The following is an 18,152-nucleotide window of genomic DNA, read 5'->3' as shown; positions in this document are numbered from 1 at the left end:
CTAATGTCAGGACAAACTATTGACATTCGTGAGCCAAGTCACGATGATCAAACGTAGACGGTGCTCCGGAGGCTGCAAGGTGGCGGCCCGGGCCTGGGATCAAAGGAGATTATGGTGACTGGTTTTTCGTGGCGCAAAGCAGCACTCGTTGCGGCAGTTGTGCCGATGGTGGCTCTAAGTGCTTGTTCGAGTAGCGGCGGGAGGGCTCCCGAGGCTGGCTCCGTCGGTGGGGGAGGCCAGGTGGCCACCACGGAGCGGATGAAGATTGCGTTGATTGCCCACGCACCCGCGGGTGACACTTTCTGGGACACCGTACGGAAGGGCGCCGAAGAAGCCGCAGCGAAGGACAATGTGGAGCTCCTGTACACCTCCGATCCGGAGGCCGGCCGGCAGGCGCAACTCATTGAGCAGGCAGTGGATCAAAAGGTGGACGGCATCGCCGTCACGCTTGCCACCCCGGATGCACTGAAAGATGCCTTGAAGAAGGCAACGGACGCCGGCATTCCGATCGTCAGCTTCAATGCCGGCGAGGCCGCCTCCGCGCAGCTTGGAGCGTTTACGCACTTCGGTTCAAATGAAAAGCTCGCCGGCGAGGCAGTGGGTACCCGCCTGGCAGATGGCGGATACAAGCACCCGGTATGCGTGATCCAGGCGCAAGGGCACGTAGGACTTGAAGCCCGGTGTGCAGGTGTTAAAGCAAAAGTCCCAGGGACGGAGATCCTCTACGTCAATGGAGCTGACATGACATCGGTGGAGTCTACGGCCACGGCAAAACTGCAGGCCTCCAAGGATGCCGACGTCATCATCGGCCTCGGGGCCCCCATCACCCTGACGCTGTTGAAATCAGTCAGCACGGCCGGGAGTTCGGCAAAGGTGGCGAGCTTCGATCTCAATAAGGAACTCGCCCAAAAGGTTGCCGATGGCAGTGTCCTGTTCACTGTGGACCAGCAGCCGTGGCTCCAGGGCTACGGTGCCGTGGATGCTCTGTGGCAGAACAAGCGCGGCGGCTTCAAGGTCGGCGGCGGGCAGTCAGTGCTCACCGGGCCGGCCATCGTTGACCAGTCCAATGCTGCCGACGTCTTGAAGTTCGCTGAACAGGGTATCCGCTAACAGCCAGTTGGCCGGGCCGGCCCTATGGCCGACCCGGCAACAAGGAGAATTATCATGACCATCACTCAAAAGCTCACGCCTCCCGCCCTTGATGAGCGGGTCGCCCGCCGCAGCCCACTGCAAAAGATGCTCGGGCGGCCCGAAGTTGGTGCCCTCGTCGGCGCCATCGTACTTTTTATCTTCTTTGCTTTGGTCTCCCCGACGTTCACCCAGCCCAACGCCCTGGCCACCGTGCTGTACGGAAGCTCAACCATCGGAATCATGGCGGTTGGAGTCTCACTTCTGATGATCGGTGGAGAGTTTGACCTCTCCACAGGTGTCGCGGTGATCTCTTCGGCCCTGACTGCATCGATGTTCAGCTGGTACTTCAGCACTAATGTCTGGGTTGGTGTGATCCTGGCCTTGGTGGTGTCACTGGCCATCGGATTCATCAACGGGTGGATCCTCATGAAGACCAAGCTCCCCAGTTTTATCGTGACCCTCGCTACGTTCCTGATGCTGACCGGCCTGAACCTGGGTTTGACCCGGTTGATCGGTGGCTCCGTCTCCTCACCGTCCATCTCGAACATGGACGGTTTCGACACCGCACGTGGGGTCTTCGCCTCGTCGGTGAACATCGCGGGCATCGACGTCAAGATCACAGTGTTCATCTGGATCGCCCTCGTAGCGGTTGCCACCTGGGTGCTCATGCGGACCCGGGTAGGGAACTGGATCTTCGCAGTTGGAGGCGATGCGAATGCCGCCCGGGCGGTTGGTGTTCCGGTCAAGGCCACCAAAATTGGGCTGTTCATGGGCGTTGGCTTCTGCGGTTGGATCCTGGGCATGCACAACCTCTTCGCTTTCGACACGGTGCAGTCCGGCGAAGGCGTGGGCAATGAGTTTCTCTACATCATCGCTGCAGTCATCGGTGGCTGCCTTCTGACCGGCGGTTACGGTTCAGCGGTGGGCGGTGCTATCGGCGCGTTTATCTTCGGCATGGCCAACAAGGGAATTGTGTACGCACAGTGGAACCCTGACTGGTTCAAGTTCTTCCTGGGCTTGATGCTGTTGCTCGCCACCATCGTCAACCTCATCGTCAAGCGCCGCGCGGAACTCAAGTAAGGGGCCAAGGAAATGAATGCTAAAGCGATCGACCAGGAAACTCTGCTTAAGAACGAAAGCGACCCCCTGACCCATACACCCGTGCACCTTCTCTCCCTTGAGGGAGTGGGCAAACACTACGGCAACATCATCGCGCTGAGTGACGTCACCATGGCCGTGGACAACGGCCGTGTGACCTGTGTGCTGGGCGACAACGGCGCGGGCAAGTCAACGCTGATCAAGATCATCGCAGGCCTCCACCAGCACGATGAAGGCCTGCTCAACATCATGGGGGAGGAGCGAAAGTTCGGTTCCCCCCGTGATGCCTTGGATGCGGGTATCGCCACTGTGTACCAAGACCTTGCAGTGGTTCCGTTGATGCCGATCTGGCGGAACTTCTTCCTCGGCTCGGAGCTAACCAAGGGCTTCGGACCGTTCAAGAGCATGGATGTTGAACAGATGAAGACCATCACGCTCAAGGAACTGGCCGAGATGGGCATTGATCTGCGGGATGTGGAGCAGCCCATTGGGCAGCTTTCCGGCGGTGAACGCCAGTGTGTCGCGATTGCCCGTGCCGTGTACTTTGGCGCCAAAGTCCTCATTCTGGACGAACCCACGGCGGCGTTGGGCGTCAAGCAGTCAGGTGTGGTGCTGCGCTACATCCTGCAGGCCCGCGATCGCGGCCTGGGCGTCATCTTCATCACCCACAACCCGCACCACGCCTTCCCAGTGGGTGATCGGTTCCTGCTGCTCAAACGCGGCAAGTCCATTGGCTACTACGACAAGAAGGACATCACCCTGGACGAGCTGACGGCTCAGATGGCCGGCGGAGCAGAGCTTGCCGAACTCGCCCACGAACTGGAGCAGTTGGGGGGCCATGGCGATGTTGTCGAAGCGGTCAAGGCCGAGGTAGCCGACGTCGACGACACTGTGAACGCCGGCGGCCCGAAACACGCCTGACGCGAAAAGGAGGCGGGGTGTTCCGGAGCTTGTTCCGGAGCACCCCGCGTCGCTGTGCACTCCATCCAGACGGGTCTCACGTCATACATCAGAAGGGAACACCATGCCGATCCGGGTAGGCGTCATTGGCGCCGGAATCATGGGCGCAGACCATATCAGGAACCTTGCCACCACCATCGGCGGAGCCGAAGTCACTTTTGTGGCAGATCTCGACGCCGAACGCGCCACTGCGGCGGCGCCGGCTTCCGCGCGCGTCACTACGGACCCATCAGAACTGATCCATTCCAGTGTGGTGGACGCTGTGGTGGTTGCCTCCCACGATTCCACGCACGCCGGTTTGGTTTTGGAATGCTTCGAGGCGATGACTCCGGTGCTGTGCGAGAAGCCGCTGGCACCGACGCTTTTGGAAAGCCTGGAAGTGGTGGCTGCCGACGCCGACATGGTTGCGGCAACGGGAAGCTCGCTTCTTTCCCTTGGCTTCATGAGGCGGTTTGACCCGGGCTACGTTGCACTCCGGAAAACCGTGCAGGAGAGGTCGCAGGGGGAGCCCCTGATGGTTCATTGCATCAGTCGCAATGCCGCCGCAGCACCCGGAACCACCTCGGAATCCGCCATTACCAATTCGGCCATTCATGAGTTGGACATCATTCCCTGGCTTTTGGACTCGCCTATCACGGAAGTGTCGTGGCAGGCAGGTAAAAGCACCCGAAATGCAGGAGACGGGCTGCACGATCCGTCGTTCATGACACTTCGAACCGCAGACGGAACACTCACCACGCTGGAGCTGTATCTCAATGCCCGGTATGGCTACACCACCCGCTGCGAAGTGGTCTCCGAGCTGGGAACCACGGCGTTGCAGGACATTTCCCTGCTCGGCATCGAACAGGACGGAACAAAGCAGCGGGTCATCCCGCCTGACTGGCGCCCCCGTTTCGCCGACGCGTACCGGATCCAGTTGCAGGCCTGGATCTCCGCACTTTCCAACGGAGAGAAGCCGCCACTGGCTGGCGCACAGGAAGGGCTCAACGCAGCCCTCGTTGCGCAGGCAATGATTCAGTCACTGCACAGCAACGGCGCCTCGACAAACGTCAGCTACTCATGACGCCTGCTTTGCTCCCACCGTCCCGCGTTCCGGAATCCCGGGATGCCCCGACCCTTCGCTGGGGCATCATGGGGCCGGGGTGGATCGCCGAACGGTTCACGGAATCTGTCCAGGCGCATACCGGGCAGGTGATAACCGCCGTCGGATCCCGTTCGCTGAGCCGGTCAAAAGCCTTTGCGGAGACATTCAACGTACCGGCCGCCTATGGCAGCTATGAGGAACTCGCAGCCGCTTCGGACGTGGACATCGTTTATGTCTGCACTCCCCACACCGCGCATCACGCTTCAGCGGTGGTGGCGATCGATGCCGGCAAGCATGTTCTGATCGAGAAGCCGCTTGGGCTCAACTCCCATCAGGCACGTGACATTGCTTCACGGGCAGAAACGGCGGGAGTATTCGCCGCTGAAGCCATGTGGACCTTTTTCCTGCCGAAATTCGATGTAATCAGGCAACTCCTGGAGGCTGGAACGCTGGGAACCATCACCACTGTTGTAGCTGAGTATGGTGAGCACTTCGATCCCTCCCACCGCATCTTCAACCCCGAACTGGCCGGGGGCCCGCTTCTTGACCTCGGCACATACCCGCTGGCACTGGTCACGCAGGTGTTGGGCAGTCCACTCCGGCTGCATGCACTCGGGCAGCCCCACGAGAGCGGGGCCAACGCCCAAGTCTCAGCCATCATGACGTTCGACGGCGGTGCCCAGGCAACCGTGAACACCCACCTGCACAATTTCACGCCCACGGCAGCCACCATTGTGGGTACAAAGGCCACTCTGGTGATCGAAGGCCCCTTCAACATGCCGGGAGCGTTCGAAGTCAGATTCCCTGAGGGGACCCGACTTCGATACGACGAAGCAGCAGCCGGACATTTCGAAGGCCTGCACTACGAGGCAGCAGCCGTGGCCCGCACCATTGCCGAAGGTGGCCTGCAAGCGGGCCAAAGAATGCTCGCGGATTCCATCAGCACACTTGAAGTCGCCGACGAGATCCGCCGCCAGCTGGGGATCGTGTTCCCTGGCGAAACCGGCAAGCTGGTTCAGCCCACCCCGATCCTGTAGCAGTACTTTCCCGGAAGGAACATCATGAAAGACATCATCCTCGGCCTGGTCGGCGTGGGACGCATAGGCGTCATGCACGCGAACAACATCACTGCCTTGAACGCGGGCCTCAGTGGTAAGGGCGTCAAGGTGCGGCTTCGCCTCACTGACGTTGCCGCTGACCACGCGCGGACGGTCGCGGAGGACCTCGGCGCTGAATTTGTGCCGACGGTCGCGGACCTCATCGGCTCCGGAGTGGACGGCCTGGTCATCGCCACTGGAACGGGGACACACCCTGAGCTCATACGGGCGGGCGTGGACGCCGGCATTCCGGTCTTTTGCGAAAAGCCGGTGGCAATGAACGTCGCAGACGCGCTTCCGGTGCTGGACTACGTCAGGGACAACAACGGCGTGGTGCAGATGGGTCATCAACGCCGGTTCGACGCGGGCTACCTTGAAGCGCAACGTGCCTACCAGTCCGGCGAACTGGGGTGGATCCATTCGTTGCGGGCCGTTACCTGCGATATGACGCCGCCGCCCGTGGAGTTCCTGGCGTCATCCGGCGGTCTGTTCCGCGACTGCTCGGTGCACGATTTCGACATCCTCCGCTGGCTGACAGGGCGGGAAATTGTTGAGGTGTATGCCAAGGGATCCAACAACGGTGATCCCGCCATTGGTGATGTGGGCGATGTGGACACGGCACTGGCCGTTGTCACTTTCGACGACGGCACCATGGGTACGGTCTCGGCAAGCCGCTATAACGGGGCTGGCCACGACGTACGCCTGGAAATCCAGGGTTCCAACAATTCAGTCATGGTGGGCCTGGACGCTAAGACCGCGATGGTTTCGGCTGAACCGGGTGTCACCTTCCCGGCAGGGACTCCACACCAGACCTTTGCCGAGCGTTTCGAGGCGGCATACCGCTCCGAAATGGCGGCATTCGTTGAGCTGATTCTGGGCGAGCGGGAGAACCCATGCACGCCGGAAGATGCCGTGGCAGCATCCCGGGTGGCAGACGCGGCCCAGGAATCGCTGGTCACCGGAGCACCGGTCAAGGTGGCTTTGACAGTCACGTTCTGACGAACAAAAAAGCCTCCTCCAGGATCCAACGGATTCAGGAGGAGGCTTTCTTCTTTTGCAGCGAAAGGCCGCCGGCCGGATTAAACCCCGAACGGAAGCCGTGGGTCGATGTCCTGGCCGTCCCAGCTCTGCCGAACCCAGCCGTGGTGGGGGTCGTCGCTGATGAGCCACTCACGGACCGGCCCGGGTCCGGCCATCACGTTGAGGTAGTACATGTCATAGCCCGGAGCCGCCATGGCGGGGCCGTGCCAGCCATAGGGGACCAGGACGACGTCACCTGTGCGGACCTCGGCCGAAACATCGATGGGGCGCTCATCAGAGGCATATACCCGCTGGTAGCCAATGGCATCGGCATCGGAGGGAGCGCCCGAGCCGGCGGCAACCTGGGTCTCGAAATAGTAGATCTCCTCGAGGTGCGTTTCTCCGTCCTTCTCCTCGTCATGCTTATGCGGGGGATAGGAGGACCAGTTGCCGGCGGGGGTGATGACCTCGCAGACAATAAAACGGTCTGCTTCCAGGGCTGCGGGTGTCCCGAAATTGTGGACTTGCCGTGAGCAATTGCCGGCTCCACGCAATTCAACCGGCGTCTCGGCAGCCGTCACCAGCCGCGTTGGGTAGGAGGCTTGTGCCGGGGCAGTGGCGACGGCGACGCGGCCGCCGTCGGACGAACTGATGGTGACTGCTTTCCCGATGCCTGAATACAGGACGTCACTGGGCCCGTCGAATACGGAGGGTCGCCCCGCAAGGGAGTATTCGACGCCGTCCACCGTGACAGTGAAGGATCCGTTGAGGGGAACCACAATCCGTTCCTCACTGTCGGCTGGAAGCTCGACGGCGGCGCCCGCGGCGAGGGTGGCGACCTTCAGGCCCGTATGGGCCCAGCCGTCCACCACCGTTGCGGAGTCGGAGGTTCCGAGTGAAATATCCCAGTCGCCGTCGGAGGCAGTGCCCAGGGGGTAGACCCAATTGGTCATGGCAGGGGAGTCCTTTGCGTTTAGCGCTGTACGAGGGTCATTTCAAAGCTGTAGGAGTCGGCGCGGTACACATGGTGGCCGGTTTCGACTCGCCGCCCGGTGTCGTCTACCGCGGTACGTTCCATGGTGACCAAAGCAGAGTTGACGTCGGTTTCAAGAAGGGGTGCCTGATAGTCATTGGCGATCATTGCGCCGATGCGCTGTGTGGCCAGGCGGAAGTTCACACCACCTCTGCGCAAAATCGCATAGAGGCCCTCGGCAGCAAGCATGGCTTCATCCATGGTGGCGACGTCGTCGCGGACCCAGTTCTCCATCAGCGCCAATGGCTTTCCGCCCACTTTGCGCAGGCGGGTGAAGTGGTAGACCTTGGAACCGGCAGGGAGCTGGAGGGTCGCCAGAGTTGGCGCATCTGCCTCCATGTGGGAGAAGCTCAGTACTTCCGTAGTGGGCTTCTTACCGTTGTTGGTGAGGTCGTCAAACAGGCTTGAGAGCTCAAGCGGCCGGCGGACCTGGCTGGAGACCACCTGAGTTCCGACACCGCGTTTGCGGACCAGAAGACCGGAACGGACCAGTTCATCCATGGCTTTACGCATGGTGGGCCGGGACAAGTTGAGCTGCGCTGCGAGATCGATCTCGTTATCCAACCGGCTTCCCGGCTCCAGAAGCCCGCTGTGGATTGCGGCTTCGATGCCTTGGACCACCTGATGGTAAAGGGGCACGGGGGAGGAACGGTCGATGTTCAGACCAAGTTGATTCGCCACTGAATGTTCCCCGCGTTCCCGGCTCAACTCCGCTCCGTCACTACTGCGACGTGCCGAGTATGTCACCCTTTGTTCTTTTGATAGGACATGCCCTCGCTTTTTTCGATACTAGCAGGAGTGCGGCAAGGGTCAAGTGAGGCGAAGCCGGATATTTCCTGTAACAAGAACGGTGCGCCATGTCCTGACGTCAGTCCTGCGCTGGATTTCACTGGTGCGAAGTTTGGGGCGAAGTGTCGTGGCATGAAACAGGCCGAAATGACGGTGTCGTCGGGAGCCCGAGGAGGAGCCTTTTCGCTTTACTTTACATAATGTGGATTATCGGCGTTATAAGTACGGCAGTAGAAGCGGCTGCAGTTCCTGGAGCTGTGTCAGGCGCCTACGTAAGCCGCCAAGTGCTTGCCCGTCAGCGTCGATTTCCCCGCCACAAGCTCGGCTGGTGTTCCGGCGAAAACGATCGTGCCGCCGTCGTGTCCTGCACCTGGTCCCAGGTCGATAATCCAGTCAGCGTGCGCCATGACGGCTTGGTGATGCTCGATCACGATCACGGATTTGCCCGACTCCACCAGGCGATCCAGCATTCCCAGCAAGTTCTGTACATCGGCCAGGTGCAGGCCGGTGGTCGGCTCGTCCAGGATGTAGATGTCACCCTTGTCGGACATCTGCGTGGCCAGCTTCAGGCGTTGGCGCTCACCGCCGGACAACGTGGTCAGCGGCTGGCCCAGTGTCAGATAGCCGAGGCCAACATCTGACAAGCGGTCCAGGATCTTGTGGGCGGCCGGCGTTCTGGCTTCTCCTTCTTTGAAGAAGACTTCGGCTTCATCCACAGACATTGCAAGCACTTCTGCAATATTGCGGTCCCCCAGCGTGTATTCAAGGACTGAGGCCTGAAAGCGCTTTCCATCGCATTCTTCACAGGTGGATTCCACGGTTGCCATGACGCCGAGGTCTGTGTAGATGACGCCTGCGCCATTACATGTAGGGCAGGCACCTTCCGAGTTGGAGCTGAACAGCGCCGGCTTCACACCGTTTGCCTTCGCGAAGGCTTTTCGGACGGGTTCCAGGAGTCCGGTGTAGGTGGCGGGGTTGCTCCTGCGCGAGCCGCGGATGGCGCCTTGGTCGATCACCAGCACGCCCTCACGCGTCGCCACCGAGCCATGGATCAGTGAGCTTTTGCCGGAGCCGGCCACACCGGTCAGGACGCAGAGAACGCCCAAGGGGATGTCGATGTCGACGTTTTTGAGGTTGTTGGTTGAGGCTCCCCGGATCTCCAACTGGCCGGAACCTGAACGCACAGTGTCCTTGATCGAAGCACGATCGTCCAGATGACGCCCGGTGATGGTGTCGCTCCCCCGCAAACCATCCAGATCTCCCTCGTAACAGACGGAGCCCCCGCCGGTTCCTGCGCCGGGACCAAGATCAACCACGTGGTCTGCAATCGCGATTGTTTCGGGCTTGTGCTCCACCACCAGCACGGTGTTGCCCTTGTCCCGCAACTGCAACAACAGCTGGTTCATCCGCTCGATGTCGTGCGGGTGGAGTCCGATGGTTGGTTCATCAAAGACGTAGGTCACGTCCGTGAGGGAGGATCCCAAGTGCCGAATCATCTTGGTTCGCTGGGCCTCTCCCCCGGACAACGTGCCGGCAGGCCGGTCAAGCGAAAGATAGCCGAGGCCGATCTCCGCGAAGGAATCCAAAAGGTGCTGGAGTCCTTTCAGGAGGGGCGCCACCGAGGGCTCATGAAGTTCGCGGATCCAGCCGGCGAGGTCGCTGATCTGCATGGTGCAGACGTCGGCAATGCTCTTGCCCTTGATCTTGGAAGACCGTGCTTCGGGGCTCAACCTGGTGCCCTCGCACTCCGGGCATGTAGTGAAGGTGATGGCCCGCTCAACGAATGCGCGGATGTGGGGCTGCAAGGCGTCCACGTCCTTGCTGAGCATCGATTTCTGGATCTTGGGGATGACGCCTTCGTAGGTGAGGTTGATTCCCTCTACCTTGATTTTGGTGGGCTCACGGTACAGGAGGTCGTGGAGTTCCTTCTTGGTGAATTTGGCAATGGGCTTGTCCATATTGAAGAACCCGGAACCGCTGAAGATCCGTCCATACCAACCATCCATGGTGTAACCGGGAATGGTGAGTGCGCCCTCGCTGAGCGACTTGGTGTCGTCATAGAGTGCCGTGAGATCGAAGTCGTTGACGGACCCCATGCCTTCACAGCGTGAACACATACCGCCCAAGCGGTTGAAGGTAGCTTTCTCTGTCTTCGTTTTGCCCTCGCCGCGCTCTACTGTGATGGCTCCACTGGCCTTCACCGTCGGGACGTTGAACGAGTAGGCGTTGGGTGAGCCGATGCGCGGCTGGCCGAGGCGGCTGAAGAGGATCCGCAGCATGGCGTTGGCGTCCGTGGCGGTGCCAACTGTTGAACGGGGATTGGAGCCCATGCGCTCCTGGTCCACGATGATCGCCGTCGTCAGGCCTTCCAGCATGTCCACGTCGGGGCGGGCCAGCGACGGCATGAACCCTTGCACAAAAGCGCTGTACGTTTCGTTGATCATGCGCTGCGACTCTGCAGCGATCGTGGCGAAAACCAGGGAGCTCTTTCCTGAGCCAGAGACACCCGTGAACACCGTGAGGCGGCGCTTGGGAATCTCGATGCTGACGTCCTTCAGGTTGTTTTCGCGCGCACCTTGGACCCTGATGAGATCGTGGGTGTCTGCGACATGCGACTCGGGAGACTCCGTGTCAGTGCTCGCGGCAATAGTCATCATTTCTCCATCTGTGGGCGGCGCTGCCCAACAGTCCCCCGTCGGCGTCGCCTGGCTATCCGTGACCAACCTCGGTCAGTAAGTTCGATTCTGCCATTGTCTTCCACCGTTTACTCGCTAAGAATGAAGCATGCCGGTATACGTGAGGTCCCTTGAAACCGCAGTTCCGCCAACAATCCTCGTCCAGCAGCAGGCCCGCGAAGTCTTCGCCTCCCAACCGGGCCTGACACGATTGGGAACTCGCCTGGTCACCACCTGTTTCGACTCAGCAGCAATCGACACCCGCTATACGGCCGTTGCCGAGCTCAGCCTTGACGCCCACCCGGAGAATCCCAGGTTTTTCGACCCCGAAACCAACAGGGTCCTCAGCCCCAGCACCAAAGTGCGCAACGAGATTTTCGCTACCGAAGCCACCAAGCTGTTTGTGGAGGCCGGCAAGACGGCGGTTGCCCAAGCCTCCGGTATCGACCTCGACGACATCACCCACGTCATCACCGTGTCCTGTACGGGCTTCTTCAACCCGGGCCCCGATTACAAGGTTGTCAGGGCCTTGGGCCTGAACCCGGCCGTTCAGCGCTACCACCTGGGTTTTATGGGTTGCTACGCCGCGTTCCCTGCCCTCAAAGCCGCCAAACAGTTTTGCGTCGCCGATCCCGAGGCCGTGGTCCTGGTGATCTGCGTTGAACTCTGTTCCCTTCACGTCCGCACGTCCAACGATCCCGATACCATCATGGGTTCGGCCATCTTCGGTGATGGCGCGGCGGCCGCCGTCGTGACGGCACGGGAACCGGAAGGACCGGACCCGGTCATCAGGCTGGACCACTTCGAAACGGTTCTCACGCCTGTGGGCGAGGAAGCCATGGCCTGGAATATCGGCGACGAAGGCTTCGAAATGGTGCTGGGCTCCTACGTTCCGCACATCATCGAGGAACACATCACGGGGGCGTTGGAACCGCTCCTCGCCAAGGAGCCCCAATTGGCGGGGCTCCCGTACCGGGACATCACCCACTGGGCCATCCATCCGGGGGGCCGCAGCATCCTGGACAAAGTGGAGTCCAAGCTGGAATTGACCCAGGAGCAGCTGATTCCGGCCAGGGAGACACTGCGTGAATACGGCAACATGAGCAGCGCCACCGTGCTCTTCGTCCTGAAGTACATGATGGGCCAGGCCGCCTCCGAACGTGAGGAACGGATCTGTTCCATGGCGTTCGGTCCGGGCCTGACGGTGGAGACAGGCCTCTTCACGCTGGTCTCCCCCGATCTGTGAGTCCTTGGGGCTCCCTTCGGAAGAGGGATCTGTCATCCGTTGAGGAAATGGACAGGGTTGACTGCGACCCCGAACGCCTCACCCGGACCTATGCCAGGTTTCCGGTGGTCAACAGTCTTCTGTCGGGGTGGCACAAAACCTACCGCCACAGGATCCGCCCAGTGTTGGCTGCCAAGGGCTCAGCGTCGCTGTTGGACATCGGGTGCGGCAGCGGTGATGTGGCCCGGAGCCTTGCTGCGTGGGCCCGGAAGGATGGCTTCCGCCTCACGGTGACCGCGGTCGATCCGGATCCCAGGGCTTTTGCCTTTGCTTCGAAGCTGCCCGCGATGGAGGGTGTCACTTACCGTCAAGCCCACAGCTCCCAGCTCGTCGCAGAAGGGCTGGTGTTCGATTTCGTCATCTCCAACCACATCCTTCACCACCTCGACGCCGGCCAAATCGCCGGTGTCCTGCGCGACTCGGTGTCGCTCAGCCGCGGACTCGTCCTCCACAACGACCTCAAACGCAGTAACCTCTCCTACCTGCTGTTCATGGCCGGCTTCTGGCCCTTGGGCCCGGGCTCCTATATCTGGGGTGACGGCTTGGTGTCCATCAAACGCAGCTACACCGCCGAGGAACTGGCATCCACCGTTCCGGCGAGCTGGAGGGTCGAGGCAAACGGCCCCTGGCACCACCTGCTGGTCCACGAGGAACGCGCGGCTTCTGAACCGGGGGCAGAGAATGTTTGACGTTGTGATCGTCGGTGCCGGACCCGTGGGCCTGTTCATGGGAGCCCTGTTGCTTCAACAAGGGCATCAGGTGCGGATCCTGGAACGGAGGGACAGGCAAAGTGACCGTTCGCGGGCCATCGGTATCCATCCGCCGGCGTTGGCGGAGCTGGCCCGCGCCGGGGTTGCCAACCAGCTGGTTGCCGCCGGGGTCCAGATCCACCGAGGCGTTGGCTACAGCCAGGGACGCATGGTTGCCCGGCTGGCGTTCGACGGCGACCCCGACTTCCCTTTCATCCTTGCGGTACCGCAGACGGTTACCGAAAAGGTCCTGGAGAAAACCGTTATGGATCTGGACTCCGCCGCGATCGTCCGCGGGGCGGATGTCCAGGACGTGGTGGATGACTTCAGGTCCGTGCGCGTCGCGGCGGTTTCAGCCGCCGGCAACCAAGAGTTCCGCGCCCGCTTGGTGGTGGCCGCTGACGGGGCACACTCAGCGATCCGCCAAAGGATTCTGCCGCACTTGCCGTCAAGGAGCTATCCGGATTGCTACATCATGGGCGATTTCGCTGATGCCACTTCCCACGGCACGGATGCCGTCCTCTATCTTGAGCCGGCCGGGATAGTGGAGTCGTTTCCGTTGCCGGGCGGGATCCGCAGATGGGTGGTGAGGCTGGGGTCACCGGACAAGGGCACGACGGCGGCCGGGCTGGCCGAGCTGATCGGCGCAAGAACGGGCGAAGTGCCGGACCACCGGAGCAACACCATGCTGAGTGCCTTCGAGGTGCGGTCCCGGCTTGCGGCGCGAATGGTCCACGGGCGGGTAGTGCTTCTCGGCGATGCCGCCCACGAGATCAGCCCGATCGGTGGTCAAGGCATGAACCTGGGCTGGTTGGACGCAGCGGCACTTGCACCCATCATGGATGCTTCATTCAGTGGGGCCGACGTGGGGCGGCTGCTGGAGCACTTCGAGAGGTCCCGCAGAAAGGCAGCCCAACGGGCTTCGCGTCAGGCCGGACTCAACATGGCGCTGGGCAGGCCGTTGCCACCGTCGGTCATGGAAGCCCGGAACAAGTTCTTCGCCGGCGTGCTCGGGCTTCCTTCGGTAGCAGGGTTGGTGGAACGGCGTTTCACCATGCGTTAGCTATTGCGGCGTCGTGTAATAGCAGTCGTACGTGTCCTGGCTGACAATCAGCCCGTCCCGCAGCTCAAAGACCGCTGTGCTCCTGGCCCTGATGGTATCCCCACTGTCCCAGTGCGGCAGGTCAAGGAGGAGCGTGGCCGACCAGTTCATCTCGAGGACCACGCGGTCGCCTTCGCTGGTGGTGCGGACTACCTCGAATCGCTGATCGGCAACAATGTCCTTGCTGTGGTCGGCACCGGCCAGGGTGTCCTGCAGATTCCTGGTGGACCCTGATTTGTTCAAGGCATGGGGCCACTCAGTGAGTTGAAAATCTTCGGCAAGGTACGGCCGCAGCTCAGCTGCTCCACCGCCGGCTTCAACAGTCCGGACGAACCCCAGTACGCGGTCCAAAGAAGATGAATCGGTCATTCGTCGAGCCTAGCCCAACGCAACGGACAGCCGTGGCGATAGGCTCGTGCCATGAACCATCAACCTCATCACGAGGCCGCGAGCCCGGCCACGGACTTCAACCCCACCCAGATCCGGGACGCTGTGCGCAGGTTGCTTGATGCGGAAGAACTTCCCCCGATCGTCCAGGCAGGACACCCCGTGCTGCGTCAACTCGCCGCCCCGTACGATGGCCAGCTGGACGACGTCGAACTGGTGGCCCTGGTGGATCGGATGCGCGAGGTTATGCATGACGCTCCCGGCGTCGGTTTGGCCGCGCCCCAGCTGGGCATCCCCCTGCAGTTGGCCGTGCTGGAGGACCAGTACGACCTTGATCCAGTGTCCGCTGCCGTGCGGCATCGGGACAATATGGAGTTCTTCGCCATCGTGAACCCGCAGTGCCGTCCGCTGGGGGTGGAGACGGCCTCCTTCTATGAGGGCTGCCTCTCCGTCAACGGTTACCAGGCAGTGGTGACCCGTCACCGGAATGTAGAGCTGAGCTACGTTACACCCGCAGGTGAGCCAGTGGAGGAATGGTTCTCAGGCTGGCAGGCGCGCATTGTGCAACATGAGACGGACCACCTCCTCGGCACGCTGTACCTGGACCGTGCCGAAATCAGGTCGTTGTCCAGCAATGCTGAGCATTCTGCCCGCTGGGCAACTCCGGAGATCGAGGATGCACGCCGGAGCCTGGGCTTCCTGCGCTGACGGCCAAGGCCAGGCACAGCGGTCCGCTGGGTTGCAGCTAAGCCTCCACGGGATTCGACGCAGCAGGCAGGTACCGTGCCCACCAGCCAAGGATGTGGTCAAAGCGCTGCCTCCGGTGGTGCGGCGTCCCGGACCTGGACAATTCGTGGTCCTCGCCCGGGAAAACCAACAAAGCGGTCTCGACTCCCTGGGCTTTCAGGTGTGAGTAGTAGCGCTGTCCTTGTTCGATGGGGCATCGAAGGTCGTTTTCGATGTGCACCACCAGCGTTGGAGTTTGGACGGCACCCACAACTGCCATGGGGCTCTGGGCCGTCATCTGCTCAGGAGTGCCACCGGTGTACTCACCGCCGAAGAACCAGCCAATGTCCGAGGACCCCTCGAAGCTGACCGGGTCCAGGAAGCCGCGCTCCACGATCGCTGCTTTGAAGCGGTGATCGTGCGCGATGGTCCAGGCGGTCAGGTACCCCCCGTAGGAACCTCCCATGATGCCCACGCGGTCCTTGTCCAGCACCGCGCCATGGGCGGCCAAGGCCGCATCCAGGAACGCCAGCACGTCCTGCATATCCACGGTTCCCATGCGCCCCTTGATGGCGCGGCCGTGCGTTTGGCCGTAACCGGCTGAGCCACGGGGATTGCACATCAGCACTGCGTATCCGGCGGCAGCGTAAACCTGCGCTTCATCGAAGAAAGCTCCGGTGTACTGGGCGAACGGGCCACCGTGGATCGAGAGCAACACCGGATGCGGTCCGGGTCCGTCCGGCAGGACCAGCCAACCATGCACCGGATGCCCGTCAGAGGATTCGGCCTCGAAGTCCAATGGCTCGCTGACCCGGGAGTTGTTCCTGAGCGCGGCTGAGAAGTCGGTCAACAACCGCAGTTCCCCACGTACCAAGGAAGCGACGTCGCCCACGGTCGCTGCGTCGGAGAGACTCACCGCGATCTCACCGTTGGCGGCAACCGTTGCACCAATGACCACCCGGGCACCATGGACCAGGGGCATGATCTCGCCATCGGCGGGTACGTCGAGCAGTTCAACGCTGCCCAGTGCCGTGTTCAGGACAAGCACGCTGGCAGGTCCGCTCGGTTCCAAAGGCCCCGAAACGTCCAGGTGTTCTTCATCGGTCAGGGCTGTTGCTTCTCCCCCGCCAACCGGCATGACATACAGGACGCCGTTCCGGGCAACGAAATCCTTGCCTGTAGTTCCCAGGTTCTGGGCGGTATAGAACAGCCAGCGTCCATCCAAGGAGGCCCGGACGCCCGTGACGGTTTGAAGGCCGGCATTGGATGGTTCGACGACGGACGGCTCGCCTCCGCCGGCGTCCACCCTGTAAACCGAGGTAACAAGATCGTCGTCGTGCCCTTCATGCAGCGCCGCCACGAAGTAGAGGTGCGAGCCGTCGGCAGAAAAGCACGGGGACTCGTGGTCTGAATCGCCGAACGTCAATTGCCTGGCCGCTGGAATCCCGGGCGCCGCGGGTGCCGGCTGTTCGTGGGCAGCGCGCCCACGGGGCGCTACTGCAGGCTCGCCGCCCAGCTCCGGAACCTCGACAATGAATACCTGCTGGCGCTGATCGGAGGTGTACCCCACGCCGTTCATTCTGTACTGGTTTTCCGTGAGCAGTCGGGCGTCCTCACTGCCGGAGGTCACACCCTCCACCGTTCCGTAACGCCCTTGTTCCGGGACGCGCGCCAGGAAGGCAATCCGGTGCGAATCAGGCGCCCACACGAAACCTGCCACTCCGGTGTGCTGATTTGTGATCCGCTGAGGTTCGCCGCCGGCAGCCTCCACGACGAATAACTGGGGCTTGCCCTCGGGATCACTCCGGAGGAAGGCCAGGACCAGGCCGTCGGGCGAGAAGGCAGGCGAGCTGTCCCTGAAACCGCGGGTAATGCGACGCGGGTGCTTGGTGCTGTCCAAGGGAACTGTCCACAGCTGGCCAACATAACTGTCCGCGTCAAAATCCGGCCTGGTGACAGAAACCACCGCCTTGGTTCCATCGGGGTGGATGGCAGGGGCGGACACGGAGTTCAACAGTGGCAGTTGCTCGGGTTTCACGAGGGTGAGCCTAGCCCGGTAGCCCGGTGTCCGGCACCTGACACTCCGTCCAGCCGTAGGATTGGAGCCATGTTGTCCGACGCCGTCGCTGCCCTCCGCTGTCCGCTGTGCCAAGGGGCGCTCCAACTGAGGGAACAACCGCAGAGGACGCTGGCCTGCGGGTCCGGACACCTATTCGACTCAGCCAAACAGGGCTACTTCAACCTGTTGACGGGCAAGGGCACAGTCTTTGAGGCCGACACTGCCGACATGGTGGCAGCACGCTGCCGGTTCCTTGATGCTGGCCACTATGCTGCTTTGGCCGCAGCAGTCGCAGAAGAAGCGGCCGGCGCACTTCGCCTTCCCGGCGCGGTGGTTCTGGATGCCGGCACCGGCACCGGGCACTACCTCCATGCAGTCATCGAAGAATCCGGGGCTGCGGGGATCGGCCTGGACATCTCCAAGTTCGCGCTCCGCAGGGCGGCTCGGCTCAACCCCCAGGCGGCAAACCTTGTGTGGGACATTTGGCGTCCTTTACCGGTGGCTGACAATTCGGTGGACGTGGTCATGGTGGTCTTTGCCCCGCGGAACCCAGCCGAGTTTGCGAGGGTCATCCGCCCCGGCGGGAAACTGATCGTGGTGACGCCCAGGCCGGGCCATCTTGCCGAGGTTGCCGCCCGGACGGGAATGCTGGGCATCGAAGACGGCAAGGAGGAACGTCTGGTTGAGACCATAAAGGGGTATTTCACCCCTGCCGGGGTGCTCGGCCTGGATGTGCCGTTGGAGCTGACGGGCCCGCAGATGGGCGACCTCGCGTTTATGGGTCCCGCCGGCCACCATCTTCGGGATCAGGGACAGGCAGGCGAGCCCACTGGTTCCGTGGCCACCACGGCGAGATTCCGGATCAGCGTCTTTACCGCGTCCTGACGTGGGACAGCGCATCGGGCTAGGATGGAAGAACAGCGACTGTGATCCCGCCCGCGGGGTCTGGGACCAAGG

At 61.8% G+C, this 18,152-nt stretch carries 16 protein-coding genes; 11 read left to right on the top strand and 5 right to left on the bottom strand.

Translation table 11 applies throughout. The annotated features are described in order from the left end of the window. Window positions 1–114 precede the first annotated feature (114 nt). From ACIQLI_RS08565 to ACIQLI_RS08540, 6 genes are all read left to right on the top strand, one after another. Entirely contained in the window at window positions 115–1,110 is a 996-nt protein-coding gene (locus ACIQLI_RS08565; protein WP_400387578.1) for a substrate-binding domain-containing protein, read from the top strand. A 54-nt stretch (window positions 1,111–1,164) separates the two neighbouring features. Continuing rightward, complete coding sequence (locus tag ACIQLI_RS08560; protein WP_354513376.1) at window positions 1,165–2,211, top strand: ABC transporter permease; 1,047 nt, start codon at window positions 1,165–1,167, stop codon at window positions 2,209–2,211. Window positions 2,212–2,223: 12 nt separating this feature from the next. After that, window positions 2,224–3,150: an ATP-binding cassette domain-containing protein gene (locus ACIQLI_RS08555; RefSeq protein WP_400387157.1), complete on the top strand. Its 927-nt coding sequence runs from the start codon at window positions 2,224–2,226 to the stop codon at window positions 3,148–3,150. Between the two features lie 103 nt (window positions 3,151–3,253). Beyond that, a complete protein-coding gene (locus tag ACIQLI_RS08550) occupies window positions 3,254–4,252 on the top strand; it encodes a Gfo/Idh/MocA family oxidoreductase (protein ID WP_400387155.1) in 999 nt (332 codons plus the stop codon). Beyond that, a complete protein-coding gene (locus tag ACIQLI_RS08545) occupies window positions 4,249–5,310 on the top strand; it encodes a Gfo/Idh/MocA family protein (RefSeq protein WP_400387152.1) in 1,062 nt (353 codons plus the stop codon). The genes ACIQLI_RS08550 and ACIQLI_RS08545 overlap by 4 nt, the downstream gene beginning before the upstream one ends. Window positions 5,311–5,334: 24 nt before the next feature. Continuing rightward, the gene (locus ACIQLI_RS08540) at window positions 5,335–6,369 is read left to right on the top strand and encodes a Gfo/Idh/MocA family oxidoreductase (protein ID WP_400387149.1); all 1,035 of its coding nucleotides are present in this window, start codon (window positions 5,335–5,337) and stop codon (window positions 6,367–6,369) included. Between the two features lie 80 nt (window positions 6,370–6,449). Here the strand turns inward: ACIQLI_RS08540 and iolB are convergent, their stop codons facing one another. The 3 genes from iolB to ACIQLI_RS08525 form a co-directional block, all read right to left on the bottom strand. Continuing rightward, window positions 6,450–7,343, bottom strand: coding sequence for a 5-deoxy-glucuronate isomerase (iolB, locus tag ACIQLI_RS08535; RefSeq protein ID WP_400387146.1), 894 nt, complete (start codon window positions 7,341–7,343; stop codon window positions 6,450–6,452). A 20-nt stretch (window positions 7,344–7,363) separates the two neighbouring features. Continuing rightward, a complete protein-coding gene (locus ACIQLI_RS08530) occupies window positions 7,364–8,104 on the bottom strand; it encodes a GntR family transcriptional regulator (protein ID WP_400387143.1) in 741 nt (246 codons plus the stop codon). Between the two features lie 368 nt (window positions 8,105–8,472). After that, a complete protein-coding gene (locus ACIQLI_RS08525) occupies window positions 8,473–10,866 on the bottom strand; it encodes an ATP-binding cassette domain-containing protein (protein ID WP_400387140.1) in 2,394 nt (797 codons plus the stop codon). 130 nt (window positions 10,867–10,996) lie between these two features. Here ACIQLI_RS08525 and ACIQLI_RS08520 point away from each other — a divergent pair, with 130 nt between their 5' ends. From ACIQLI_RS08520 to ACIQLI_RS08510, 3 genes are read left to right on the top strand one after another with little or no spacing between them, the layout of a single operon-like run. Further along, window positions 10,997–12,133, top strand: a complete 1,137-nt coding sequence (locus tag ACIQLI_RS08520) for a type III polyketide synthase (protein WP_354226822.1) — start codon at window positions 10,997–10,999, stop codon at window positions 12,131–12,133. Next, window positions 12,130–12,861 (top strand): class I SAM-dependent methyltransferase, encoded by a 732-nt coding sequence (locus ACIQLI_RS08515; protein WP_400387137.1) that lies wholly within the window; start codon window positions 12,130–12,132, stop codon window positions 12,859–12,861. Before ACIQLI_RS08520 ends, ACIQLI_RS08515 begins: the two co-directional genes overlap by 4 nt. Continuing rightward, a complete protein-coding gene (locus ACIQLI_RS08510) occupies window positions 12,854–13,984 on the top strand; it encodes an FAD-dependent oxidoreductase (RefSeq protein WP_400387134.1) in 1,131 nt (376 codons plus the stop codon). Before ACIQLI_RS08515 ends, ACIQLI_RS08510 begins: the two co-directional genes overlap by 8 nt. Here the strand turns inward: ACIQLI_RS08510 and ACIQLI_RS08505 are convergent, their stop codons facing one another. After that, complete coding sequence (locus ACIQLI_RS08505) at window positions 13,985–14,392, bottom strand: nuclear transport factor 2 family protein (RefSeq protein ID WP_400387131.1); 408 nt, start codon at window positions 14,390–14,392, stop codon at window positions 13,985–13,987. It lies immediately after the preceding gene. 51 nt (window positions 14,393–14,443) lie between these two features. On the opposite strand from ACIQLI_RS08505, the gene ACIQLI_RS08500 reads away from it, so the two are divergent. Then, window positions 14,444–15,118 carry a peptide deformylase gene (locus tag ACIQLI_RS08500; RefSeq protein WP_400387129.1) on the top strand — a complete coding sequence of 225 codons (675 nt, stop codon included), beginning with the start codon at window positions 14,444–14,446 and terminating at the stop codon, window positions 15,116–15,118. Between the two features lie 37 nt (window positions 15,119–15,155). Here ACIQLI_RS08500 and ACIQLI_RS08495 read toward each other — a convergent pair whose 3' ends face one another. Next, entirely contained in the window at window positions 15,156–17,174 is a 2,019-nt protein-coding gene (locus tag ACIQLI_RS08495) for a S9 family peptidase (protein ID WP_400387126.1), read from the bottom strand. Between the two features lie 69 nt (window positions 17,175–17,243). Here ACIQLI_RS08495 and ACIQLI_RS08490 point away from each other — a divergent pair, with 69 nt between their 5' ends. Continuing rightward, window positions 17,244–18,080, top strand: a complete 837-nt coding sequence (locus tag ACIQLI_RS08490) for a putative RNA methyltransferase (protein WP_400387123.1) — start codon at window positions 17,244–17,246, stop codon at window positions 18,078–18,080. Window positions 18,081–18,152: the final 72 nt, after the last annotated feature.

The organism is Paenarthrobacter sp. NPDC091669 (assembly GCF_044756725.1).
Classification (GTDB): domain Bacteria; phylum Actinomycetota; class Actinomycetes; order Actinomycetales; family Micrococcaceae; genus Arthrobacter; species Arthrobacter bambusae_C.
The sequence above is the reverse complement of the archived record's forward strand: the minus strand, read 5'-3'. Positions and strand labels throughout refer to the sequence as shown.

Coding starts and splice junctions, on each gene's coding strand:
- ACIQLI_RS08560 (WP_354513376.1), top strand. CDS start 1,165: ATGACCATCACTCAAAAGCTCACGCCTCCCGCCCTTGATGAGCGGGTC.
- ACIQLI_RS08555 (WP_400387157.1), top strand. CDS start 2,224: ATGAATGCTAAAGCGATCGACCAGGAAACTCTGCTTAAGAACGAAAGC.
- ACIQLI_RS08550 (WP_400387155.1), top strand. CDS start 3,254: ATGCCGATCCGGGTAGGCGTCATTGGCGCCGGAATCATGGGCGCAGAC.
- ACIQLI_RS08545 (WP_400387152.1), top strand. CDS start 4,249: ATGACGCCTGCTTTGCTCCCACCGTCCCGCGTTCCGGAATCCCGGGAT.
- ACIQLI_RS08540 (WP_400387149.1), top strand. CDS start 5,335: ATGAAAGACATCATCCTCGGCCTGGTCGGCGTGGGACGCATAGGCGTC.
- iolB (WP_400387146.1), bottom strand. CDS start 7,343: ATGACCAATTGGGTCTACCCCCTGGGCACTGCCTCCGACGGCGACTGG.
- ACIQLI_RS08525 (WP_400387140.1), bottom strand. CDS start 10,866: ATGACTATTGCCGCGAGCACTGACACGGAGTCTCCCGAGTCGCATGTC.
- ACIQLI_RS08520 (WP_354226822.1), top strand. CDS start 10,997: ATGCCGGTATACGTGAGGTCCCTTGAAACCGCAGTTCCGCCAACAATC.
- ACIQLI_RS08510 (WP_400387134.1), top strand. CDS start 12,854: ATGTTTGACGTTGTGATCGTCGGTGCCGGACCCGTGGGCCTGTTCATG.
- ACIQLI_RS08505 (WP_400387131.1), bottom strand. CDS start 14,392: ATGACCGATTCATCTTCTTTGGACCGCGTACTGGGGTTCGTCCGGACT.
- ACIQLI_RS08500 (WP_400387129.1), top strand. CDS start 14,444: ATGAACCATCAACCTCATCACGAGGCCGCGAGCCCGGCCACGGACTTC.
- ACIQLI_RS08490 (WP_400387123.1), top strand. CDS start 17,244: ATGTTGTCCGACGCCGTCGCTGCCCTCCGCTGTCCGCTGTGCCAAGGG.